Raw genomic sequence first — 23,934 nt, 5'->3', positions numbered from 1 at the left:
TGTGTCCAAATCCGGCACGGCGCACTCCAGAGGTCATTCTCGTTTTGGCCGGTATGGCGTTGGACGATCATTAAGAATCGAGCGGGTGCGACACGGCTTCTTCTCCCCGCCGGGGAGAAGGTGGCCCGAAGGGTCGGATGAGGGGGCAACGCCAGCGATAGACCGCAAGCTTGCCCCCTCATCCCGCTACCGCGACCTTCTCCCCGGCGGGGAGAAGAAACGAGCAGCACCCGCTCACTCCAATATGTGACCGATATAAAGGAGGCCGCAGCTTTATGTTTCGGCCTCAGCCGAACTATGCCAGCACGCTCTTCATCGCCCTGCCGGCCACATAGGTCTCCACCACCGTGCGGTCGTCGCCCATGGTCAGCATCAGGAAGAGTTCTTCCGTCAGGCTGTTCACCACTTCCATCTTCAGCGCCATGGCGGGGGTGGAAGAGGCATTCAGTACGGTGATGTCCGCGTCCGTGCCGGCCTCCAGCGTGCCGATGCGGTCGACCATGGAAAGGGCCTCGGCATTGCCACGGGTCATCAGATACCAGCTTTCCAGCGGGTTCAGGCGCTCTCCCAGCAATTGCTGGATCTTGTAGGCCTCGTCCATGGTGCGCAGCATGGAATAGCTCGATCCGCCGCCGATATCGGTCGCAACCGCGATGCGCACGGGCTTTTCCCGACGCTGCAGCTTTTTCATCGGGAAGAGGCCGGAGCCGATGAAGAGGTTGGACGTGGGGCAATGCACCGCCACCGCGCCGGTTTCCGACAGCACGTCCGCCTCGCGCTCGGAGAGATGGATGGCGTGGCCGAGCAGGGTCTTTTTGCCCATCAGGCCGTAACGCACATAGATATCGGTATAGTCGGTCGCATCAGGGTAGAGTTCGCAGGTATATTTGATCTCGTCGAGATTTTCCGAGAGATGCGTCTGGATGAAGAGATCGGGGAATTCCTGCGCCAGCGCCTGTGCGGCTTCCATCTGCTTCGGCGTGGAGGTGATGGCGAAGCGGGGGGTGATGGCGACGTGGTTGCGGCCCTTGCCGTGCCAGTCGGCGATGACCTGACGCGTCTCGTCATAGGAGGTTTCCGGCGTGTCGAGCAGGCCCTGCGGGGCGTTGCGGTCCATCATCACCTTGCCGCCCACCATCAGCATGTTGCGCTTCATGGCCTCAGTGAAGAAGGCGTCGGCGGAGGTCTTGTGCACGGAGCAATAGGCAGCGGCCGTGGTGGTGCCGTGGCGCAGAAGCTCGTCGTAAAAATGCGTGGCGATGCGCTGCGCGTGCGCGGTTTCAACGAAACGGCATTCTTCCGGGAAGGTATAGGTGTTCAGCCATTCAAGAAGATTGGCGGCGTAGGAGCCGATGACCTGCATCTGCGGAAAATGCAGGTGCATGTCGATGAGGCCCGGCACGATGAGATGCGGCCGGTGGTCCTTTTCCTCGATATCTTCGGGGGCTTGCTTGCGGATATCGGCATATTCGCCGATGGCGGCGATCCGGCCGTCTTCGATCAGCAGGCCACCGTCTTCGATATAGAGATAACTTTGCGTATCGTCGATTGCGAGCGGCGCGCGGCGGAAGCTCAGCAGGCGGCCACGCAGCAGAACCATGCTCATTCAGTCTTTCCTTCGGCTTTTCCGGCCCCGGAAACCGCGCTTTCATACCATGCGGTCAGCACCTTGCGCTCATCCGGGGTGATGGCGGTGATGTTGCCGGGAGGCATGGCATGGCTGCGGCCGGCTTGCAAATAGATTTCGCGGGCATGGGCGGCGATCTGTTCGTCGGTTTCGAGCTTCACCGATTTTGGCGTGAAGGGCACGCCTTCCCAGACAGGCTCGGCCGCATGGCACATGGAACAGCGGCCCTGAACCACATCGCGCGCCTTGGCGAAATGGGCGTCGCTGACGAATTGCTGCTGCATCGGCGAAAGGGTGGCGGCCTTTTGTTCCTCTTCGCCGGTCAGCACCTTCGGCACGGTGGAAAGCCACATGATGACGATGAAGATCAGCGCGGTCGCAAGCCAGGTCCAAGTCGGCTTGCCCTTGCGGGCATGGGTGGTGTTGAACCAGTGTCGGATGGTGACGCCCATCAGGAAGACCAGTGCGGCGATGATCCAGTTAAACTGCGTGGCAAAGGCCAGCGGATAATGGTTCGACAGCATGAAGAAGATGACCGGCAGCGTCAGGTAGTTGTTGTGCAACGAGCGCTGCTTGGCGATGCGGCCATATTTCGGGTCCGGCGTGCGCCCGGCGATCAGGTCGGCGACGACGATCTTCTGGTTCGGGATGATAATGAAGAACACATTCGCCGACATGATGGTGGCGGTAAACGCGCCGAGATGCAGGAAGGCGGCGCGGCCGGTGAAGACCTGCGTATAACCCCATGCCATCGCCACCAGCGCGACATAGAGCACGATCATCAGGCCCCAGGTATTGTTGCCGAGCGGCGATTTGCAGAGGAAATCATAAAACAGCCAGCCGATGGCCAGTGAAGCGAGCGACAGACAGATTGCCTGGAACTGGGTGAGCGCCAGCACGGAATGATCGATGAGGAAGAGATCGGCGCCGCCATAATAAACGATGCAGAGCATGGCGAAGCCGGAAAGCCAGGTGACATAGCTTTCCCATTTGAACCATGTCAGGTGCTCGGGCATCTGGGCAGGCGCAACCAGATATTTCTGGATGTGATAAAAGCCGCCGCCATGCACCTGCCATTCCTCGCCATAGGCCCCCGGCGGCAGATGCGGCCGTTTGACCAGCCCGAGATCGAGCGCGATGAAATAGAAGGACGAGCCGATCCAGGCGATGGCGGTGATGACGTGGAGCCAGCGGACGGCAAAGGCCATCCATTCCCACGCAATGGCATATTCGTACATGCGGTTCCCCTGATCCTTGTGCAGCGCACCTTGCGAGAAATTTGGCCGTTAGGGAAGGGAAAAGCAGAGGATGGGAGGCGATTGTTCACAATCCGGTTCGCTTGTGTGCACAACATCAATCGGGTGGAATATTTGCGACAACAGGCCCGGCAAAGTTGCGGTGACGGTTTGCTGCCCAATAGTTTGTGCTTAGCTGGCTAACGCGACTCAGCTATTATTCCGTGAGCAGTCTGATGATGTGCTAAAATAAAGGGCTGCGGAGCTTTTAAAGCTTCCATGACATGTTTCGCTGGCGGTTATTCCGAAAGTGGGTGCTGCGAACCCTGTGGCGGGGGCAGATCAGGGGCAGGTGTCGCGGTTCCCGGTGCCGTTGTGTCCGGGTGCGTGTTGATGTGTGGAATTTGAATGAAGGGACGCAATGACCTTCCGGCAGCCGCCGTTGTTTTCAACGGAGACCATGCCGATGCGCCTTGTTCTGACGGTCCTTTTCTTATCTCTGGCGTTCACCGCCACAGCACTTGCCCATGAATCCCACAAGGGGTTCAAATATGAAAGCTATTGCTGCAATGGCGATGCCGAAACCGGCGACTGCCAGATGATCCCTACGCGCAGCGTTCGTGTCACGCCCGACGGATATGAGGTTTCGCTCGCCCCCGGCGATCATCGCATGGTGACGCGACGCCACACCTTCAATTGGTCGCAGAGCGAGGCAAGACGGTCGGAGGACGGCGAATATCATCTTTGCCTGTTTCCGGACGAGGATACGCCGCGCTGTTTTTACGCGCCTGACATGGGGTATTGATGGGGCTGCGGCGGCCGGCTTTCTTCGATCCGCTTCAATATCCAGTCGCGAAACAGTTTGATCTTGCGGATGTTCCTGCGGTTTTCGGGATAGACGAGCCAGTAGTTCTTTCCTTCGCTGCTGAGATGCTCGAAGGGCTGGTAAAGACGGCCAAGCGCGATCTCATCGGCGTAGAGTTCAGGGGTGAGCATGGCCACACCCTGACCGGCGATCGCCGCTGCGGCTTCGAAAGCCTGTACGTTCAGGCGGCTGCGCGGATAACGCTCCAGATCAGGATTTTCAATACCGACTTCCCGGAACCATTGGCTCCACCACACGTCACCGGGATCGATGATACGCAGGCGCAGAAGGTCTTCAGGCGTCTTCAAACCATCGATGCTTTGCGCAAGATCGGGATGCAGCATCGGCGTATAAACGCCGCGAAGCAGCCGATGATAGGTCAATCCCTTGCCGTCGTCCCGACTCCAGCGAATGGCGACATCGCAGTCCGACTGGTTGAAATCAATCAGGGCGCCCGATGTTTCCAGCCTGACGGCGATGGAGGGATGTTCAAGCTGGAAGGCGCCCAGATGTCGCGACAGCCAGCGTGATGCGAAGGTGGCCGTGGAATGTATGGTCAGGGTGGCGTCGGGTGTCTCGCGCACACTGTCGACGGCCTCCCGCAGCGTATTGAAGGCGTCGGCAACCTTGGGCGCCAGTTTCTCTCCCGCCTCCGTCAGCGATACCTGCCGTGCCGTGCGCAGGAAAAGCGGCTCGCCGATGTTCTCCTCCAGCAGCTTCACCTGATAGCTCACCGCCGTCTGCGTCATGCCCAGCTCTTCACCGGCCTTGGTGAAGCTCAGATGCCTTGCGGCGGCATCGAAGACGCGCAGGGCATTCAGGGGGAACTGGCGAGACATCTTCATGGATAAGTTCTCTTTATGCCAAAGGCCAAAGGTTTCATTGGTTTTTCTCCTGAAACCAGAGCATTTTTAGCTCAATTCATCAACTGAGCTTCTGACATTTTTGAATGGAGACGAACATGCGCACAGCACTTTTGCGCGCGTGGTCCCGCCTGCGTGCGGGCCTGCGGACAGCGGAACAGTTTGCCTTTGAAAGCTTTCAGCCGGACAATCTGGCTGATGAAAGCCTGCCCGATGGGCTCAAGCGTGATCTTGGTCTTGAGGATGGGCGTGTCGATTTTCGTTGCGACGGATTTCGGCAGCGGAAAATGCTTGCAGCAACTCGGCTGCCACAAGGGCCGCTATGACGGCGGGGCGCTTGTCCCTCACGCTTGTGCCGCCGATGGGCAGGATGAGTTTTTGAAGCCGGGAAGGGGGCTCTCCTTCCCGTTCCAGCCAATGGGCGAAGGTGGCGCGTTTGGTCTTGGAACCGATCATGCCGACATAAGCGAGATCGTCGCGGGCAAGCGCTTCCTTTGCAATCAGGAAATCGAGCGCGTGATCGTGGGTGACGATGATGGCCGCGCCGTTTGCGGGAATTTCCGCGACGAGAGCCTCCGGCATCGGGGTCAGCACGGATGCGACGCCGGGAGAAAGATCGCGCAGTTCGTTTTCACGGGTTTCCACCACGGTTAGCGTCAAAGGCAGAAGCGACAGGGCCTCGGCCAGCGCCTTGCCGACATGGCCCGCCCCGAAAATGAAGACTGCGGGCTGCTGCTCGGCTTCGCCCTTAACCCGTGCTTCAAGCGCTGCCGCGATTTCCGCCGTTATCAGCCGGAACCGGATGAGGGTGCGGCCGCCGCAGCATTGGCCGATTTCCGGGCCGAGCGGGATATCCATCCGGTCTTCGGCAACGCCGCTCCGCAGCATGGCACGGGCGTGGTCTATGGCCATATATTCGAACTGCCCGCCGCCGATGGTTTCCCAAAGGCCGTCTTGCGAAACCAGCATGAAGGTGCCGGCTTCGCGCGGGGATGAGCCTTTCACGGCCTCGATTTCCACGAGGATCGTTGCGGGAGAGCGGGCGAGGAAAGTGGATAAGGAAGTGTCAGGCATTGGGGCTGGCCCCCTCATCCGGCGCTGCGCGCCACCTTCTCCCCCGCTGGGAGAAGAAACCCGGAGCGCTGGCTTCGCCCACCTTACATACTTTCAGGAAAGGCGAGTCGGCGCGGCATATTTCTTCTCCCCGCCGGGGAGAAGGTGGCGCGAAGGGACGGATGAGGGGGCTCGGCCGCATGGGTACGTCCTCCCTCACACCTTCTTCAGCCGTTCCACCGCCATCAGCACCCGCTCGGGCGTTGCCGGCGCATCGAGGCGCGGGCAGACCTTGTAATCGGCGACGGAGGCGACGGCCATGGAGAGGGCTTCGAGAACCGAGATCGCCAGCATGAAGGGCGGTTCGCCCACGGCCTTGGAGCGGCCGATGGTGGGTTCGGCATTTTCCGCCCATTCCGCCAGCCTGACGTTAAAGCTCTTCGGCCGGTCGGAGGCGAGCGGGATCTTGTAGGTGGAAGGCGCATGGGTGCGCAGCCGCCCCTTGCCGTCCCACCACAATTCCTCCGTGGTCAGCCAGCCCATGCCCTGCACGAAAGCGCCCTCGATCTGGCCGATATCGATGGCGGGGTTCAGCGATTTGCCGACATCGTGGAGGATATCGGTGCGTTCCATCAGGTATTCGCCGGTCAGCGTATCGATCGACACTTCCGAGCAGGCCGCGCCATAGGCGAAATAATAAAACGGCGTGCCGCGGCCGGCGGCGCGGTCCCAGTGGATTTTCGGCGTCTTGTAAAAACCGGCGGCGGAAAGCTGCACGCGGGCGAAATAGGCCTTTTTGATGAAATCATTGAAGGCGATTTCCTCAAGGCCGATGCGCACCCGGTTCGGCAGGAAGGCGACCTCTTCTTCCGGCACGTTCCAGTTCTCGGCGGCGAATTTGACGAGCCTTTCCCGGATTTGACGGGCCGCGTCATAGGCGGCCATGCCGTTAAGGTCGGTGCCGGAGGAGGCTGCAGTAGCTGACGTGTTCGGCACCTTGCCCGTCGTCGTGGCTGTGATCTTCACCCGGCCGATATCCACCTGGAAGGCATCAGCCACCACCTGCGCCACCTTGGTATAAAGGCCCTGGCCCATTTCGGTGCCGCCATGGTTCAGGTGGATGGAGCCGTCATTATAGATATGCACCAGCGCACCCGCCTGATTGAAGGCGGTCATGGTGAAGGAAATGCCGAATTTGACAGGCGTGAGCGCGATGCCCTTGCGGATGATCGGGCTCGTTTTGTTGAACTCGACGATCGCCTCTCGCCGCGCGCGATAGTCGCTGGAGGTTTCCAGCTCCTCGACGATGCGGGCGATGATATTGTCCTCGACCTCCTGGTGATAGGGCGTCGTGGTGCGGCCCGAGCCGGTCTCGCCGTAGAAATTCAGCTTGCGGATATCGAGCGGGTCCTTGCCCACCGCATAGGCGATTTCCTCGATGAAACGTTCCGCGCCCAGCATGCCCTGCGGGCCGCCGAAACCGCGAAAGGCGGTGTTGGAGACGGTGTGGGTTTTCAGCGGCCGCGAGGTCAGATGCACATGCGGGTAGAAATAGCTGGAATCGGCATGGAACAGCGCGCGATCCGTGACCGGACCTGACAGATCGGAGGAAAAACCGCAGCGGGCGGCATAGGTGGCGTCGACGGCGTGGATGCGGCCTTCCTCATCGAAGCCCAATTCGTAATCGACGCGGAAATCATGGCGCTTGCCGGTGGCGCTCATGTCCTCGTCGCGGTCCGGGCGGATTTTCACGGCCCGGTTCAGCTTCTTGGCAGCGATGGCGCAGAGGGCTGCGAACTGGTTGCCCTGCGTTTCCTTGCCACCGAAGCCGCCGCCCATGCGGCGCACCTGCACGGTAACCGCATTGGACGGCACCTGCAGGATGTGGCTGACGATGTGCTGGATTTCGCTGGGATGCTGGGTGGAACTCCACAACGTCACCTCGTCATCCTCGCCCGGCACGGCCATGGCGATGTGGCTTTCGAGATAAAAATGTTCCTGCCCGCCGATCCGCATCGTGCCGGTGAGGCGGCGCGGTGCGACATCCATTTCGATCTTGGCATCGCCGCGCTTCAGCGTCATCGGATCGATGACCAGCGCGCCGCCATTTTCAATCGCCGTGTCGATATCGGTGAAATGCGGCAGGTCCTTATAGGTGATCTTCGCCTTGCGGGCCGCCTTTCTGGCGATATCGCGGGTTTCGGCGAAAACCGCGAAGATCGGCTGCCCGTGGAATTCGACCTTTGTCTCGGCCAGTAAAGGTTCATCGTGGCGACCGCCTGACGAGATATCGTTTTCGCCGGGCACGTCCTTGCCGGTCATGACCCACAGGACGCCCGGTGTGGCCTCGACTTCGGAAAGGTCCATCGAGACGATTTCGGCGTGCGCCCGGTCGGAAAGGCCGAGCGCGCCGTGGACGAGACCGGCGGGCTCAGGGATATCGTCGATATATTCGGCGCTGCCCGTTACATGCTTGTGGGCGGAGTCGTGCCGGAGCGACGTGTGGATGGGGCCGTCGATTTCGGTCTTGGTCTTGTCGAAGCTTGTGGTGTCCATGGTTCAAGCCTCCTCCAGTGCAAAACGTACAAGTTCCTGCTTTTCGCCCGAAGTCTCGAGGAAAAACCGCGTCAGCAGGTTTTTCGCCGTCAGCTGCCGATATTCGGCGGTGGCGCGCCAGTCGGTGAGCGGTGTGAAATCCTCATCCAACACATCGCGCGCCGCATCGATGGTATCCTGCGACCACGCCTTGCCGAGAAGGGCTGCCTCCAGATGCGCGGCCCGTTTCGGCGTGCCGGCCATGCCGCCGAAGGCGATGCGGATGTCTTCCACCGCGCCATCGGCATCAAGCGTCAGATTGAAAGCGGCGCAGAGCGCGGAAATATCCTCGTCGCGCCGCTTGGAAATCTTGTAGACGGCGTAATGGCTTTCCGGCTTCTGGAACGGGATGAAGAGCTTTTCGACGAATTCGCCGCTCAGCCGGTCCTGTTTGCCGTAGTCGATGAAATAGCTTTCCAGCGGCAGGCTGCGGCCGCCGGAAGACGAGCGCAGGGTCAGCGTCGCGCCAAGCGCAATCAGCGCCGGCGGCGTGTCGCCGATGGGCGAGCCGTTGGCGATGTTGCCGCCGATGGTGCCCATATTACGGACCTGTTCGCCGCCGAGGCGGTTAAACAACTGTGCAAGCGGCGGGAAATGCGTCGCAACGGTCTTGAAGGCCTGGCTGTAGGTGACGCCGGCACCCAATGTCACGCCCTCCTCATCCACCGTAATCGCCTGCAAATCGCCGAGATTGTTGATGAAGATGACGGGGTTCAGCGCCCGCATCTGCTTCGTCACCCACAGGCCGACATCGGTGGAGCCGGCGACGATGGTGGCCTTTGGTTCAGCGGCGTAAATCTCGGTCAAATCGGAAAGCGTCGCCGGAATGATGGTGCGATCCTCACCGCTGGTGACCGTGATCGTCTCGTTTTCGCGGATCGCCCAGAGCCTTGCCATGATGTCGGTGCGGTCACGTTGCAGCGGGTCGAAGAGCGCACTCGGGCGGGCCGCGGCGATTTTTTCGGCGGCCTTCACGATCGGCTCGTAGCCCGTGCATCGACAGAGATTGCCTTGCAGCGCCTTTTCAATATCGGCGCGGCCGGGTTTTTCGCTTGATAGCCAGAGGCCATAAAGCGACATGATGAAGCCCGGCGTACAGAAGCCGCATTGCGAACCGTGGAAATCCACCATGGCCTGCTGCACGGGGTGAAGCGTGCCGTCGCGCGCGGCCAGATGCTCCACCGTGACGATATGAGTGCCGTGCAGCGAGCCCAAAAAGCGGATACAGGCATTGACGCTTTCATAACGCAGCGAACCATCGAGCAGCCGCCCGACCAGCACCGTGCAGGCACCGCAGTCGCCTTCCGCACAGCCTTCCTTTGTCCCGGTCAACCGCTTGCTGATGCGGAGGTAATCGAGAAGCGTGTCCGTCGGTCCGAAATCCTTCAGCGAGATGGTTTCGCTGTTGAGGATGAAGCTGATCGCGTCTTTCATGCAATGCCCTGCTTTTTGTCCGGCTGCCGAGCCGGTTTCTTGTCATTTTCCCGATACATCTATGCACGCCCGTGCGCGCATATCGATTTCCGTTTTGGCAATTCATTGTTTCCAGAACGGAAAGAAAATCCGGCAATTATTGCGCCGTCCAGCCGCCATCCACGGAAATATGCGTGCCGGTGATATTGCTTGCGGCGTCGCTTGCCAGAAACAGGGCCGCCGCCGCCACGTCATCGACGGTGACGAATTGCTTGGTCGCCTGCAATTCCAGCATCACGTCGTTCTTCACCGCCTCTTCGCTGATGCCGCGCACCTTGGCCATTTCCGGTATCTGCTTTTCGACCAGCGGTGTCAGCACGTAACCGGGACAAATGGCGTTGACGGTAACCCCGGTTTGCGCAAGTTCCAGCGCCGCCGTCTTCGTCAGGCCCATGATGCCATGCTTGGCCGCCACATAGGCCGATTTGAACGGCGAGGCGACGAGACCATGGGCCGAGGAAATGTTGATGATGCGGCCTTTGCCGGCCTTCTTCATCAGCGGTATCGCGGCGCGCATGGTATGGAAGGAACTGGTCAGATTGATGGCGATGATCCAGTCCCATTTTTCTGTCGGGAAGTCCTCGATGGGCGCGATGTGCTGGATACCGGCATTGTTGATGAGCACATCCACCGAGCCGAGCTTTTCATGGGAGGAATTGATGAGGTCGGCAATCTCGTCCGGTTTCGTCATATCCGCCGGGTGATAAAGCACGCGCCCGCCGCTTTCGGCTTCCAGCAAAAGTCGAAGCTTTTCAATCTCGTCCTCGTCGCCGAAACCGTTCAGTACGAGATTGGCGCCTTCCCTTGCAAACCGCTGGGCGATGCCAAGGCCGATACCGCTTGTGGAGCCTGTCACGATAACTGTCCGATGCATGCTTTCCCCTTTTTGCATTACTTCGCACATGTTTAAGCAGGTTATGCCCAAAGGGGGCGGGCTGGCAATCGTCATTTGGGGCGCGATTTCGGGGGGCATTTCAGGGAAGGCTGGCGCGGTGGTGAATCCGGCTGCGCCTATCCATTTTTTCGAAGCTAAGCTTCCAGATTTTGCGTTTGTCTGGGGGGCTGTCCGTGCCTATCTCTGTGGCAAGCAAACAGAGGTATCGTTTATGGAACTCGGTCTTTACACATTCGCGGATGTCAATCCCAATCCCGCCGATGGCCGCGGGCCGGAAGGCGCGCGCCGTCTGAAGGATCTTCTCGAGGAAATCGAGCTTGCCGATCAGGTCGGGCTCGATGTTTTCGGGCTGGGCGAGCACCACCGCCCGGATTATGTCGCTTCCTCACCCTCCACCGTGCTTGCGGCGGCGGCGGTGAAAACCAGGAACATCCGTCTCACCAGCGCCGTCTCGGTGTTGAGTTCGGATGATCCGGTGCGGGTATTCCAGCAATTTTCGACCGTCGACCTTCTGTCGAACGGTCGCGCCGAAATCATGGCCGGGCGCGGCTCTTTCATCGAATCCTACCCGCTGTTCGGTTACGACCTTGAAGATTACGACGTGCTCTTCGCCGAAAAGCTCGATCTGCTGCTGGCGCTGCGCGAACAGGAAATCGTCACCTGGTCCGGCACCAAACATCCGGCCATCAATGGGCGTGGGGTCTATCCGCGCCCGCTGCAGGAGCGTCTGCCGGTGTGGATCGCGGTGGGCGGCACGCCGCAATCGGTCGCGCGTGCCGGGGCCATGGGCCTGCCGGTGGCGCTTGCCATCATCGGCGGCGAATACCGCCGCTTCGCACCGCTGTTCGATCTTTACCATGAGGCGGCGCGCCGGGCCGGTCAGGAAAAGACCACGCTGCGCACCAGCATCAATGTGCACGGCTTCATTGCCGACACAACAGACAAGGCGGCGGACCAGTTTTACGGCCCGCAGGCGGAGGTGATGAACCGCATCGGCCGCGAGCGCGGCTGGGGGCCGACGAACCGCGCGCATTTCGATGCGGCGCGCGGGCCGGAGGGCAATCTCTTCCTCGGCGAACCCGAGCTGGTGGCGGAAAAGATCATCAAGGCACATGGTGTGTTCAAGAATGATCGCTTCCTGCTGCAGATGGCCATCGGCCTGATGCCGCACGACCAGATTATGCGCGGCATCGAGCTTTATGGTACGAAAGTCGCGCCGATCGTCAGAAAAGAATTGACGGGGAGTGCCGATCCGGTGAAAGCCACGGCCTGATGATTACCAAGGCGGGCGTTTTGAGACCCGCCATATAGAACGACGGACAGAGACATGGTCATTTCCACCGAAGAAGAACTGGTTCTGCTGAAGGATATCGGCCGTTTGTGCGCCGTTGCCATGCAGACCATGGCGGACGCGCTGGAACCCGGCATCACCACGGCCGAGCTGGATGCCATCGGCCGCAAGGTGCTGGAGGATAACGGTGCGCAATCGGCGCCGGAATTCTGCTACAAGTTTCCCGGCGCGACCTGCATCAGCGTCAACGAGGAAGTGGCCCACGGCATTCCGGGGCCACGCATCATCAAGGCGGGTGATCTCGTCAATATCGATGTCTCGGCGGTGAAGAACGGCTTCTTTGGCGATACCGGTTCGTCCTTCGCCGTGCCGCCGGTGAAGAAGGAGATCGAACGGCTGTGCCGCGATGGCAAACGCGCCATGTGGACAGGCCTGCAGCAGGTGAAAACCGGCCGGCCCTTTGCCGATATCGGCAATGCCATCGGCGCTTTTGCGAAAAAGAACCGCTATACGCTGATCACCAATCTGGCGAGCCACGGTATCGGGCGCTCGCTGCATGAAGAGCCGAAGGAACTGGCGACCTGGCCCGACAAGGACGAACGGCGCATCATGCAGGAAGGCATGGTGTTCACCGTCGAGCCATTTCTCTCGACGGGCGCTTATTGGGCCGAAGACGGCGATGACGATCCCTGGACGCTCTATAGCGACCCGAGCGCGCCGACGGTGCAGTATGAGCACACCGTGGTTGCGACGAAGAACGGGCCGTTGGTTCTGACGCTGGTTGAGTGAGGGGCGGGGGCTGAGTTCCGTTTATCAAGGGCAAATTACAAACGTCTATTGTCTCGTCTTGGCCCTGAGTGAGGCGAGCGGGTGCCCCTTGCTTCTTCTCCCTGAGGGGGAGAAGTCCGCGGCAGCGGGATGAGGGGGCGCCCTCGCCGGATTTCGGAGAGCTTGCCCCCTCATCCGACCCTTCGGGCCACCTTCTCCCCGGCGGGGAGAAGAAACAAGCGGCACACCCGAACATTCCGACGCTCGCAAACTGACAGATAAAGTCGGCTTATGAGGCCGATCAAAATAACTCGCTTGTCCCTCATCCGCCCCGTTGCGATAAGCCATGCATGAGCATCGACAAGCCACTTTCCGCCAGACATCTGACCGCACTCGGATTTTCCGGGGCGCTGATGATGGCCTCCGCCATGGGTTTCGGCCGCTTTTCCTTCACCCCCATCCTGCCCGGCATGATGGCGGATGTGCCGCTCTCGGCGGGGGATGCGGGCATTGTGGCGGCGGGCAATTTTGCCGGTTATCTGGCGGGTGCGGTGCTTTCGGCCTATTCCTGGGGCTCTGGACGGGAGCGGCTGGTAGCACTTGGCGGTCTGTTTTCCACCGCTGCGCTGCTGCTGGCCATGGCGGCTTTCAATTCCGTCGCGGCCTTCACCATCATCCGGTTTCTTGCCGGTGTCGCCAGCGCACTGACCATGATCTTCACCTCGCAGATCGTCATCGGCCATGCCGTCAAAGCGGGCAGGGATAATATCCAGGCGTTGCATTATGGCGGTGTCGGCGCGGGCATCGCCATCTCCTCGCTTGCGGTCTATCTGATCGGCGTCGTTTTTGATGGCGGGGGTTCCTCATGGCGTGAGGAGTGGATCGCAGGTGCTGCCTTTTCCTTCGCCACATTCCTTCTCGTCTGGCGGGTGCTGCCCGCAGGCCCGCCGCGACATGCATCCTCGGCGGCGGAGCCGCCGCTCAACTGGACGCGGCCGCTGTTTCTGACAACGCTCGCCTATGGGCTTTTCGGTTTTGGTTATGTCATCACCGCCACCTTCATTGTGGCGATTGCCCGCATGGCTGCTGCCGGTGCCTTCGTGGAATTTCTGGCCTGGTTCATCACCGGCTGCGCCGCCGCCGTTTCCCTGTTTCTCTGGAAGCCGGTGCTGAAGTCACAGGGGCTGAAGCGCGCTTTCGTGATCGTTCTTGCCGTCGAAGCCATCGGCGTCTTTGCTTCCGTGATGCTGCCGCCCGTGCCGGGCGTTCTGGCGGGTGGCCTACTCTTGGGGCTGACCTTCATGGTCATCACCGCCTATGGCCTGCAGCTCGGCCGGGAATTTGCCGGGCCAAGCCCGCGCCGCGCCTTCGCGCTGATGACGGCGGCCTTCGGAACGGGCCAGATCGTCGGGCCACTGGCCGCCGGCTGGATCGCCGAGGTGACGGGCAGTTTTACCGCACCCAGCATTCTCGCCTCCGCCGTGCTTGTCGTCAGTATTGTGCTGATGCTGCCGGTGCTCGCCACAGAGCGGAAGCGTTAGGCGCGGGCCGTCTTTCCCAGCCTTTATGCGGTGTTCCATCTTGGCTCGTTTCGCCAACTTCGTCTTACATCTTGTTAAGGTCCGCGCTTCGCCGTTGCTGTGCACAAATTTCTGCCCTAGGTTCGGGCCATCTAGTGCTTCGCCAATAATGGCTGATTTCAAACGCGCGTGAGTTCGAAAACGTGTTTCATTCTTTCTTTCCCAAGCCGAAAGCTTTCTTTACATCCGCCATCGTTTGGGCCTTCTTCGCCATTCTTGCTTGGTATTTCATCGTTGAAAGGGTAGGGGCGTCCTGGGGCTACGTGATGCCAGAACAGGAACCCTATGATCTCAGTTATTTTCTGGTTCCGGCAAACTTGTTCTTTTACGGCTATCTCGCATCGTGCCTGGCGTTATTCGGCGTCGTCTGGACCGTCATCGCCAGGGATCACCCCTGGAAGCTCTGGTCTATCTGGGGATCACTGCTGATTATCGCAGTGACCTATTTCGGCGTCCAGATTTCCGTCGTCATCAATAATTTCCGGCGGCCTTTCGGTGATCTTCTGCAAAATGCCCTTTCCAAACAACCGGGTATCGAAGTCTGGGATTTTTACAGCCTCCAGATCGTCTTCGCCAAGATCGCCTTTCTCAGCATGGCGGTTTCGATCCTGACGGATTTCTTCACCAGCCATTACATCTTCCGCTGGCGAACCGCGATGAACGACTTCTACATGTCCAAATGGGAAAAGCTGCGCCACATCGAAGGTGCGTCCCAGCGTGTTCAGGAAGATACGATGCGCTTCTCCTCCACGCTGGAGGCATTGGGCATCACCCTGATCAATTCGGTAATGACGCTCGTCGTTTTTCTGCCGATCCTGTTTGCGCTGTCGTCCTACGTTTCCGAACTGCCGATCATCGGTGAAGTGCCGCATGCGCTGTTCTGGCTGGCGATCGTCTGGTCCATATTCGGCACGGTGCTCCTGGCGACGGTTGGCATCAAGCTGCCCGGTTTGAACTTCCGCAACCAGCGTGTGGAAGCTGCCTATCGCAAGGAACTCGTCTATGGCGAGGATCACGCCGACCGCGCCCAGCCGCCGACAGTCAAGGAGCTCTATTCCAATGTGCGGAAGAATTATTTCCGCATGTACTGGCACTATCTCTATTTCAACGTCGCACGGTATTTCTACATTCAGGCCGATGCGGTGTTCCTGCTCCTGATGCTTGTTCCCACCATCGTCGCCGGCAAGATCACCTATGGTATCTACCAGCAGATCGCTACGGCCTTTGGTCAGGTCAGCAATTCGTTCCAGTATCTGGTCAATTCCTGGACGACGATCATCGAACTGCTGTCCATCCACAAGCGTCTTGTCGCCTTCGAAGCGGCAATCGACGACAAGCCCCTGCCTGATATCGACGTGCGTTATCTGCAGCGGGAAGCGGAAGCCGGTGAACTGGCGGCCAACAAGCCCTGAAAAAAGGCGGTCGATTGGCCGCCTTCAGCTCTTGAGCATGTCCTACGGTGACGATGTGTTTGATGAACTGCCTCATCCGCACCCGTCACCCCGGACTAGATCCGGGGTCCAGCGCGATCAAGTCCTTGATCGCAAAAGACTCTTATCACGGCGCAGACGCGCCGTGGCTGGATGCCGGGTCGAGCCCGGCATGACGGAGGAGAGGTGTTCGACCTTTGTCACGAAACGGAGAGTGTGAGGAAGTTTACCCCTCGGTTTTCTGCTTCTTGCGGGCCTCGATCATCGGCATGGCCTCAGCATAACTCACGCAGGCGACATCGTCTTGCCGGCAGACTTCGCGCAGCAGGCGTTCATAGGCGTTCCAATAGGCGCCGCCATTCATCTTCACGAAATGAAAGCCCATCTGTAGCGGAATGCGCTCGCCATTGTACTGTCTGTCGAAGGCATTGCGGAAGGCCGCATAGGCGCGGTCCTCGAATTCCCTGGCGCGATCCGGCGTCTCGACGCCGATGGAGTGGCGGATGAAGAGATTGTAGTCCATGGCGATGATGGGACGATTGCCCGGCCCTTCGGGAATGAGCGGCAGGCCGAAATGCTCTATGCCGTCGCGCTCCGCCGGCCATTCCGGCCCCTTGGTGATGCTGGTGGCATCGTAAACGAAGCCGTGTTTTTTCTGGGCGGCGGTCAGTGCCGGTCCCTGCGACAGATAGGGTGCGCGGAAACCGTTGATGTTCTTCACCATGTTGCGCCAGCCTTCAGGCTCTTCGCCCTTCTTGCCGATCATCTGCCAGGCATTTTCCAGCGTGCTGGTGAAGGTGGTGAATTCGCCGTCCCATTGTTCGGCGGTCCATTGGCCTCCATCGAAATGGCCGCAGGTGTGGTTGCCGATCTCGTTGCCTTCACGATAGGCGGCCCAGATGTTTCTGAGCCTCGTCTCCACCTCTTCCGGCGACTGGCCGAAACCGACATTGGAGCGACCGGCCTTCTGGCCCGGACCCTGATAGGTCTTGGCGCTGGTCTTGCGGTCCATGACCAGCGTGCAGGCGAGAAAATAGGTGAAATGCGCGCCGACTTCCTTCGCCGTCGCCCGGCTTCTTTCCCACAGCGTATTGTCGCCCGCACCGTCAAAGGAGACGATGACGAGCTGCTTCGGCTTTTCCGTATTTTCGGCGAAAGCGGGCAGGGCGGTGAGAAGCGACAGGGAAAAAGCGGTAAATGGGCGAAACATCAGTCATCCGTCATATGATACACTTTGGCCTTTTGCGGGTGGAATAAGGCGAAGCTTTGAATAGTCTGGCTTTTTTACGTCTTTCAGCCTAATTCCTGTTCTGCCTCGCGGTGATAGGGCCGCGTTCCGATCCACCGGGGGACCGTGTTCCATGCTTTTTCTCGTACTCTGTCTTGCCTTGTTTTTCCTGACGCATCTTTTGAAGGTGTTTGCGCCGCAATTTCGCGCGCGAATGATTGCGAAGCTGGGTGAAGGTCCTTTCAAGGGGCTTTATTCCGTCGCCAGCCTCATCACGCTTGGCCTCGTCATTTATGCCTTTGGGGAAGCCCGGCAGGAGACGGGCATGTTGTGGTATCCGCCGGTCTGGACGAGCCATCTTGCCGTGACGCTGATGCTGCCGGCGATGATCTGTCTTATCGCCAGCCTCATACCGGCTGGCCACATCGCGGTGAAGACGAAGCATCCGCTCATTCTCTCCGTCAAGATCTGGGCGCTCGCCCATCTTCTGGCGAATGGCGAAACCTCTTCGATCCTGCTTTTTGCGTCGTTCCTTGCCTGGGGTGTGGTGATGCGCATTTCGCTGAAGCGGCGGGAAAGGGCGGGCGAAAAAGTGCTCCGTCCCTTCGTCTCGGGCCGCTATGATGTGGTGGCCATTGTCGGCGGCATCGTTCTCTGGGGGGCTTTCATCCTGAAACTGCACGAATGGTTGATCGGCGTTCAGCCGATCGCGATGTAGGAAATCAACGTTTCCCCCTTACATATCAGGCAAAATAGGCTAGAAGGCCGACCATGACCCGGTCGGCCACGCTTGTGCTTGCCCGGGTAAGCGGCTTGGTATGTCCGCGGACGGATGGATCGGCGACGATCTCCGCGCGGGTAACGGAGAATTTGATGGCAAACGAAAATGATACCTTTATCCGCGAAGTGAACGAGCAGATCCGCTCCGAGCAGCTGTCGCGCTTCTGGGGCCGTTACGGTATCGTGGTTGCGGGCGCCGCCGTTCTCGTGGTTCTCGGTGCTGCCGGCGCCGGCATTTACGAATACTGGAACACCAGCCGCGCTTCCAATTCCGGTGACCAGTTCCTTGCGGCGCTGACGCTCGCTTCTGAAAACAAGACGGATGAGGCGCTGAAGGCCTTTGCCGATCTCGAAACCTCCGGTCACGGCAATTATCCTGTGCTGGCGAAGTTCCGTTCGGCCACGCTGCTGTCGCAGAAGGGTGATGCGGCCGGCGCCATCGCTGCCTTCACCGCCATCGGCAACGATACATCTGCGCCGCAGGTCTTCCGCGACACGGCCAAGGTGCGGGCGGCCTGGCTTTTGGTCGATAACGGCACCTATGATCAGGTGGTTGCACTGGCCGAGCCGTTAAGCGCCGAAGGCCAGACGATGCGGGCGTCGGCCCGCGAGGCACTCGGCCTTGCTGCCTACAAGGCCGGTGATTTCGTCAAGGCCAAACAATGGTTCGAGCAGATCGTCAACGACACGCAGGCACCGCGCAACGTGACGAGCCGTGCGCAGATCATGCTCGACAATATCACCGCTTCGGGCAAAGCTGCTTAAAGCCGCTCTCCGAGCTATCGCCCCGGCATTTCTTCGCATTGCCAAAGCGATCCAACTGATTATTTTACGCATGTCTTTTGCCCAAAACAGGTAACGTTTTGGGCAGACTTGCTCTAAGGAACAGACAACAATGAGCTTCACCGTCGCCATAGTCGGGCGCCCCAATGTCGGCAAGTCCACGCTTTTCAACCGTCTGGTCGGAAAGAAGCTGGCCTTGGTGGACGACACGCCAGGCGTGACCCGTGACCGCCGCCCCGGCGACGCGAAGCTTGTCGATCTGCGTTTCACCATCATCGATACCGCCGGTCTGGAGCAATCCGGGCCGGAAACGCTTCAGGGCCGCATGTGGGCGCAGACGGAAGCCGCAATCGATGAAGCCGATGTAACGCTGTTCGTGGTTGACGCCAAGGCGGGGCTGACGCCCGCCGACGAGACGCTCGGCGAAATGCTGCGCCGTCGCGGCAAGCCTGTCGTGCTGGTGGCCAACAAGTCCGAGGCGCGCGGTTCTGACGCCGGTTTCTACGATGCCTTCACGCTCGGTCTTGGCGAGCCTTGCCCGATCTCGGCCGAACACGGTCAGGGCATGATCGACCTGCGCGACGCCATCGTTGCGGCGATCGGCGAAGATGCCGCCTTCCCGCCTGAAGTGGACGAGGCGGAGACGGATATTGTTCTGCCGCGCGCTGAGCCCGGCAGCGAGGAAGAGGAAGACGAAGAGCCCGTCTATGACGAGACCAAGCCGCTGCGCGTCGCCATTATCGGCCGACCGAATGCGGGCAAATCGACACTCATCAACCGTTTCCTCGGTGAAGACCGGCTGCTGACCGGCCCGGAAGCCGGCATTACCCGCGACAGTATTTCGGTCGAATGGGACTGGCGCGGCCGCACCATCAAGATGTTCGATACGGCCGGCATGCGCCGCAAGGCCAAGGTGACGGAGAAGCTGGAAAAGCTCTCGGTGGCGGATTCGCTGCGCTCCATCCGTTTTGCCGAGACGGTGGTGATTGTGTTCGACAGCACCATCCCGTTCGAAAAACAGGATCTGCAGCTGGTCGACCTCGTTATCCGCGAAGGCCGCGCCGCCGTGCTCGCCTTTAACAAGTGGGATCTGGTGGAAGACCCGCAGGCCTATCTGGCCGATCTGCGTGAAAAGACCGAGCGGCTGCTGCCGCAGGCGCGCGGCATCCGCGCCGTGCCGATCTCCGGTCAGACGGGTTATGGCCTCGACCGGCTGATGCAGAGCATCATCGATACGGACAAGGTCTGGAACCGCCGTATCTCTACCGCCAGGCTCAACCGCTGGCTGGATGGGCAGACCACGCAGCATCCGCCGCCGGCCGTTTCCGGCCGTCGCCTGAAGCTGAAATATATGACGCAGGTCAAGGCTCGCCCGCCCGCCTTCATGATTTCCTGCACCCGCCCGGAAGCCATTCCCGAGAGCTATACGCGTTATCTGGTGAACGGTTTGCGCAAGGATTTCGACATGCCTGGCGTGCCGATCCGGGTGCATTATCGTGGGTCGGATAATCCGTTCGAGAGCAAGGCGAAGAAGAGGCGTTGATTTTGACGTGAAGAGTCGCCGCGCATTTCTTCTCCCCCTCGGGGAGAAGGCGGCCCGAAGGGTCGGATGAGGGGGCAACCTCTCCTGATATCTCGACCCTCGCCCCCTCATCCCGCTGCCGCGGACTTCTCCCCCCGGGGAGAAGAAACAAGCGGCGGGCGCTCGTCCAACGTCTTGTTTTGAAGAGTAAAAGACCATGCTGATCAAGCAGACCGACTATCACCGGATTTACCGGGTCATCAACAGCCTGCTCCTCAGCCAGAATGCCGATCCCGCTTCGGCCTCGATGTATTTCAGTACCTTCGGCGCTTTCATCCTCAAGCAGCACTACAAGGTCAAGGCTTTGCCGAAGGGTGGGCTTGCCGCCTATAATCTGGATGGGAAGGTCCTGCTGTTTGCGGATCATCGTGACGATGGTTACGTGACGGGTGCGGGCGACAATTTCCATTGCTGGGTCGAGGCGGATGGATGGGTGATCGATTTCATGGCGCCGGCTTTTGCCGATGGTGCCCGGGGATTGTCCGTGCCGCCGAAGATGTTTCAGCGCCCACTATCCACGATGGCGGCATCAATCAACGATCTCGGGCAATCCGGTGATTTCTTCTACCGTTCAGAACCTGAAGCGACGGCAAGACGCTTTGCCGACTGGCACCACCACGCCATGCTCGGGGATATGGCAAGCGTCGCCGCCAACTGGTTCCGCAAATCGCCGAAGCAGATGTCGGCATCGCTGTCGGTGACGGATAAGGACGGCAAGCCGCGGACTGTGCCGCTTTCCGGGCAAATGCTTACCGGAGCATGGTGAAGGCAGGTTCCGCCGCACGGCGCTGATCCCCAAAGGTTTCGGCAGCGAAAGGTCTTTTGATTTATAAGGGCAACCCTGCTACGCAGATTAAACTGCACAGGGACGGGATGACGTGCTCCTATGGCCGATGAAACGATTTCAATAAGCTTCACGCCCGACCCGAAACATATCCCCGACTATGTCCATGGTTATCAACATCAGGCGTATGAAAATTACAGCATGATTCTCGACAAGTCGTGGACGCGCCATCTTGCCTCGGCAAGAGTGAAGCTGTCGATATTTGCGGGACTGGCTGCCGGTTTCATCTATTCCCTAAGCCTGCCATGGTTCCCGGGTGTCTGGCCGGTGGTCGGTTATTGGGTGTTTGCACCCGCACCGATCGTGGCCCTCGTCATCTGGTGCATTATCTGGCAGGGCGCGAGACGGGAGGCGAAATCCTATTACGAGGTTCTGGCACACTGGAATATCGCGCACGAGCGCATGTATTCGCCTCATTTGCTGATCGAAATCGGGCCCGAAGGCTTCAAGCAGGTCACACGGCTGGACACCGTGCACTTGAGCTGGGCGCGCTATCATCTCGCAATCACGCCGCCCGACAGTCTGGTGCTGGTTTTTCACGGAACGGTGGCTGTCATACCGAACAGCGCCCTGCCGATCGCTCCAAAGGACATTATCGAGAAGATCAACCAATGGTCCGCAGCCCAGCAAAAAGAGCTTCTTCCTATATCCTGAAGCGGCATCCCAATGGAGCTGGCGGGGTATCATCTTGAAATAGGACGGCCAGCGTAATCTCGCGGCAACCGCCTGACGTCAATCAGCAGCCCGACCCCGTTCTAAAGATAACGGCAGTCGCGTCCTGATCGCCTTGTGACATTCCCGTCATGTTTCGTCCACTGTCCTTGCAGAAAAAACCGGGGGATGTGTTTACCTTCAGGCCAGCCGTGAGCGGGACAGGAGCGGCAGGGATTTTCCAGCCGCGTGAATGACGTTGTCGAGGAATTGCCGCGACGCCTTTTCCCAGCTGTAGCTTTTGGAAAGCGCCAGCGCCTCCTGCGGTGAACAATGAAGTGCTGCCAGACAGGCATTGCGAAGATTGTCATCCAGCGCGCCGGCGGCCGGGTTGCCGCCGAGAATGTCGATCGGCCCGGTGACGGGGAAGGCGGCAACGGGTACGCCGCTTGCCAGCGCTTCCAGAATGGTGTTGCCGAAGGTGTCGGTCTTCGAGGGGAAAACGAAGACATCCGCCTGCGCATAGGCATCGGCCAGCTCTTCGCCGGTCTTGACGCCGGTAAACAGCACGCCGGGATATTTTTCCTGCAACTCATGGCGGGCCGGGCCATCGCCGATGACGACCTTCGATCCGGGCAGGTCGAGTTCCAGGAATTCCGGCAGGTTCTTCTCCACCGCCACACGACCGACCGTCATGAAGATCGGCCGTGGCAGATCGAAAGGCAGCGTGGTTTTCGGGCGCGGATGGAACAGTTCGGCATCAATGCCCCGGCTCCAGCGCTTCAGGTTCTTGACGCCGCGTGCTTCCAGCTCGGTCTCGAGGCTCGGCGTCGCCACCATGCAGGTGTTGCCGCCATTGTGGAACCAGCGCACGAAAGCATAAAGCCAGCTTTCCGGGATTGGAAAACGCGCCGCGACATATTCGGGAAAGCGGGTGTGATAGCTGGTGGAAAAACGCATATGGTTCTTCACACACCAGCGCCGCGCCATGAAACCCAGCGGCCCTTCGGTGGCGATATGCACGAAGGAGGGCTGGCTTTTTTCGATCTCGGCCGCGACACGGCGATAGCCGGCGACCGAGAGGCGGATTTCCGGATAGGTGGGGCAGGGAATGCTGTAGAAACTCTGGGGCGTGACCATGTTCACATCCACACCCAGCCGCGCCAGCTCGGTATTGGTGTTTTCTATCGAGCGAACCACGCCGTTGACCTGCGGGTGCCAGGCATCTGTGACAATCGTGATTCTCGTCATGAAACACTGATCCTGCTCATCTGCGCGCAGGCGATTCCCCATTGCCCGGCTTCCGCCCGTATATGCGGCGCGCGTGTTACAGGATCATGTCAGGCCATGTGACGGTGGGGAAGTGGGGTTTTCGTGCAGAAGTTTGCGGTTGTTCACGGCGCTTCCCAGTGCGGCGGAGCCTTATCCCACTAGCGGCAGCAGCTCGGGGCTGATCAGCGCGCCGTGGTGACCGATGACGGTTGCCGCCGCCCTTGCCGCGAAGGTGGCCGCTTCCTCCGGCGAACTGCCGGTCACATAACGGGCGAGGAAAGCACCGTTGAAGCTGTCGCCGGCGCTTGTCGTATCCACCACGTCCACGGCCTTCACCGCCGGGGCGTGACTGCGGCTGCCGCCGAAATCGAGCGTCGCACCCTTCGCGCCGTCTTTCACCACGATGTTCTCGACGCCAAGCGAACGGTAACGGTCGATGGTCGCTTCGACCGATCCGTCGCCGAAATGGCTGGCCTCGTCATCGAAGCTCGGCATCACAAGCGTTGCGGCGCGTGCGCCGTTGGTAATTGTCTCGAGCATCACGTCTTTGTCGGCCCAGAGGCGCGGGCGGATGTTCGGATCGAAGACCACGGGTTTGCCCGCCGCCTTGGCGCGGCGCAGCTCGGCCAGAAACGTATCGACATCATGCGCGGAGGCGAGGATGGCGAGGGTGATGCCGGAGAAATAAATGACGTCAGCGCTTTCCACCGTTCGGCGCAAGTGGTCTGCGTCGGCTGCCAGCTGCCTTGCGGCGGCGGCGTTGCGCCAATAGCTGAAGGTGCGTTCGCCGTCTTTCAGGTTGATGAGGTAAAGGCCCGGCGTGCCGCCCTTGATGCGGCGGATTGTTCCCGTGCAGATGCCGGCTTCCGCAATGAAGGCCAGCATGTCTTCCGAAAGCGGATCGTCGCCGAGCGCGGTGAAATAATCGACCGACCAGTCTTGTGGCAGGCAGGCGCGGGCATACCAGGCGGTATTGAACGTATCCCCGGCAAAACCCTTGCGCAGCAGCCCGTTGCCGGCCTGCGACAATTCCACCATGCATTCGCCAATCGACAGAAACCGTCCGCCCACGCCGTCATCCTCCCGTTTTTTCCAGCCATGCGGCTTACGACGAGTGCG

At 59.9% G+C, this 23,934-nt stretch carries 20 protein-coding genes; 10 read left to right on the top strand and 10 right to left on the bottom strand.

Features of this window, described 5'->3' with window-relative positions:
• Positions 1 to 295: 295 nt before the first annotated feature.
• Together guaD and puuD are read right to left on the bottom strand one after the other, a co-directional pair.
• Positions 296 to 1,606 (bottom strand): guanine deaminase, encoded by a 1,311-nt coding sequence (guaD, locus tag AKG12_RS05855; protein ID WP_052818169.1) that lies wholly within the window; start codon positions 1,604 to 1,606, stop codon positions 296 to 298.
• Complete coding sequence (gene puuD / locus AKG12_RS05850; protein ID WP_052818166.1) at positions 1,603 to 2,865, bottom strand: urate hydroxylase PuuD; 1,263 nt, start codon at positions 2,863 to 2,865, stop codon at positions 1,603 to 1,605. Before puuD ends, guaD begins: the two co-directional genes overlap by 4 nt.
• Positions 2,866 to 3,328: 463 nt before the next feature.
• Between puuD and AKG12_RS05845 the strand changes: the two genes are divergently transcribed.
• Positions 3,329 to 3,667: a hypothetical protein gene (locus tag AKG12_RS05845; protein WP_046798405.1), complete on the top strand. Its 339-nt coding sequence runs from the start codon at positions 3,329 to 3,331 to the stop codon at positions 3,665 to 3,667.
• On the opposite strand, the gene AKG12_RS05840 is transcribed toward AKG12_RS05845, so the two are convergent.
• The 5 genes from AKG12_RS05840 to AKG12_RS05820 all read right to left on the bottom strand — a co-directional run bounded on the left by AKG12_RS05840 (position 3,643) and on the right by AKG12_RS05820 (position 10,585).
• Positions 3,643 to 4,572, bottom strand: coding sequence for a LysR substrate-binding domain-containing protein (locus AKG12_RS05840; RefSeq protein WP_052818164.1), 930 nt, complete (start codon positions 4,570 to 4,572; stop codon positions 3,643 to 3,645). The two genes, AKG12_RS05845 and AKG12_RS05840, sit on opposite strands and share 25 nt — an antisense overlap.
• 237 nt (positions 4,573 to 4,809) lie before the next feature.
• Positions 4,810 to 5,664 (bottom strand): xanthine dehydrogenase accessory protein XdhC, encoded by an 855-nt coding sequence (gene xdhC / locus AKG12_RS05835; protein ID WP_052818161.1) that lies wholly within the window; start codon positions 5,662 to 5,664, stop codon positions 4,810 to 4,812.
• Between the two features lie 195 nt (positions 5,665 to 5,859).
• Positions 5,860 to 8,199, bottom strand: coding sequence for a xanthine dehydrogenase molybdopterin binding subunit (gene xdhB, locus AKG12_RS05830; protein ID WP_052818159.1), 2,340 nt, complete (start codon positions 8,197 to 8,199; stop codon positions 5,860 to 5,862).
• Between the two features lie 3 nt (positions 8,200 to 8,202).
• Positions 8,203 to 9,672: a xanthine dehydrogenase small subunit gene (gene xdhA, locus AKG12_RS05825; protein ID WP_052818156.1), complete on the bottom strand. Its 1,470-nt coding sequence runs from the start codon at positions 9,670 to 9,672 to the stop codon at positions 8,203 to 8,205.
• Between the two features lie 136 nt (positions 9,673 to 9,808).
• Positions 9,809 to 10,585, bottom strand: coding sequence for a 3-hydroxybutyrate dehydrogenase (locus tag AKG12_RS05820; protein ID WP_046798406.1), 777 nt, complete (start codon positions 10,583 to 10,585; stop codon positions 9,809 to 9,811).
• A 232-nt stretch (positions 10,586 to 10,817) separates the two neighbouring features.
• Between AKG12_RS05820 and AKG12_RS05815 the strand changes: the two genes are divergently transcribed.
• The 4 genes from AKG12_RS05815 (at position 10,818) to sbmA (ending at position 15,657) form a co-directional block, all read left to right on the top strand.
• A complete protein-coding gene (locus tag AKG12_RS05815) occupies positions 10,818 to 11,879 on the top strand; it encodes an LLM class flavin-dependent oxidoreductase (protein ID WP_052818357.1) in 1,062 nt (353 codons plus the stop codon).
• 54 nt (positions 11,880 to 11,933) lie between these two features.
• Positions 11,934 to 12,686 (top strand): type I methionyl aminopeptidase, encoded by a 753-nt coding sequence (gene map / locus AKG12_RS05810; protein ID WP_052818153.1) that lies wholly within the window; start codon positions 11,934 to 11,936, stop codon positions 12,684 to 12,686.
• Positions 12,687 to 13,015: 329 nt separating this feature from the next.
• On the top strand, positions 13,016 to 14,206 hold the full coding sequence (locus AKG12_RS05805) for an MFS transporter (protein ID WP_052818150.1): 1,191 nt from the start codon (positions 13,016 to 13,018) through the stop codon (positions 14,204 to 14,206).
• Between the two features lie 182 nt (positions 14,207 to 14,388).
• A complete protein-coding gene (gene sbmA, locus AKG12_RS05800) occupies positions 14,389 to 15,657 on the top strand; it encodes a peptide antibiotic transporter SbmA (RefSeq protein WP_052818148.1) in 1,269 nt (422 codons plus the stop codon).
• A 244-nt stretch (positions 15,658 to 15,901) separates the two neighbouring features.
• Here sbmA and AKG12_RS05795 read toward each other — a convergent pair whose 3' ends face one another.
• Positions 15,902 to 16,885, bottom strand: coding sequence for a polysaccharide deacetylase family protein (locus AKG12_RS05795; RefSeq protein ID WP_052818146.1), 984 nt, complete (start codon positions 16,883 to 16,885; stop codon positions 15,902 to 15,904).
• A 151-nt stretch (positions 16,886 to 17,036) separates the two neighbouring features.
• Here AKG12_RS05795 and AKG12_RS05790 point away from each other — a divergent pair, with 151 nt between their 5' ends.
• The 5 genes from AKG12_RS05790 to AKG12_RS05770 all read left to right on the top strand — a co-directional run bounded on the left by AKG12_RS05790 (position 17,037) and on the right by AKG12_RS05770 (position 21,546).
• Positions 17,037 to 17,621, top strand: coding sequence for an NnrU family protein (locus tag AKG12_RS05790; RefSeq protein WP_046797890.1), 585 nt, complete (start codon positions 17,037 to 17,039; stop codon positions 17,619 to 17,621).
• Positions 17,622 to 17,776: 155 nt separating this feature from the next.
• On the top strand, positions 17,777 to 18,448 hold the full coding sequence (locus tag AKG12_RS05785; RefSeq protein WP_052818143.1) for a tetratricopeptide repeat protein: 672 nt from the start codon (positions 17,777 to 17,779) through the stop codon (positions 18,446 to 18,448).
• 130 nt (positions 18,449 to 18,578) lie between these two features.
• Positions 18,579 to 20,009, top strand: a complete 1,431-nt coding sequence (der, locus tag AKG12_RS05780; RefSeq protein WP_052818141.1) for a ribosome biogenesis GTPase Der — start codon at positions 18,579 to 18,581, stop codon at positions 20,007 to 20,009.
• 196 nt (positions 20,010 to 20,205) lie between these two features.
• Positions 20,206 to 20,814: a DUF2026 family protein gene (locus AKG12_RS05775; RefSeq protein WP_052818139.1), complete on the top strand. Its 609-nt coding sequence runs from the start codon at positions 20,206 to 20,208 to the stop codon at positions 20,812 to 20,814.
• Positions 20,815 to 20,934: 120 nt separating this feature from the next.
• Positions 20,935 to 21,546 (top strand): hypothetical protein, encoded by a 612-nt coding sequence (locus AKG12_RS05770; protein ID WP_052818137.1) that lies wholly within the window; start codon positions 20,935 to 20,937, stop codon positions 21,544 to 21,546.
• A 198-nt stretch (positions 21,547 to 21,744) separates the two neighbouring features.
• Here the strand turns inward: AKG12_RS05770 and AKG12_RS05765 are convergent, their stop codons facing one another.
• Entirely contained in the window at positions 21,745 to 22,794 is a 1,050-nt protein-coding gene (locus AKG12_RS05765) for a bifunctional monoglucosyl/glucuronosyl diacylglycerol synthase (protein WP_080842530.1), read from the bottom strand.
• A gap of 171 nt (positions 22,795 to 22,965) precedes the next feature.
• Entirely contained in the window at positions 22,966 to 23,886 is a 921-nt protein-coding gene (locus tag AKG12_RS05760) for a sugar kinase (RefSeq protein ID WP_052818133.1), read from the bottom strand.
• Positions 23,887 to 23,934: the final 48 nt, after the last annotated feature.

Source organism: Agrobacterium sp. SUL3, assembly GCF_001263295.1.
Classification (GTDB): Bacteria; Pseudomonadota; Alphaproteobacteria; order Rhizobiales; family Rhizobiaceae; genus Agrobacterium; species Agrobacterium tomkonis.
This window is presented reverse-complemented; position numbering and strand designations above follow the sequence as displayed.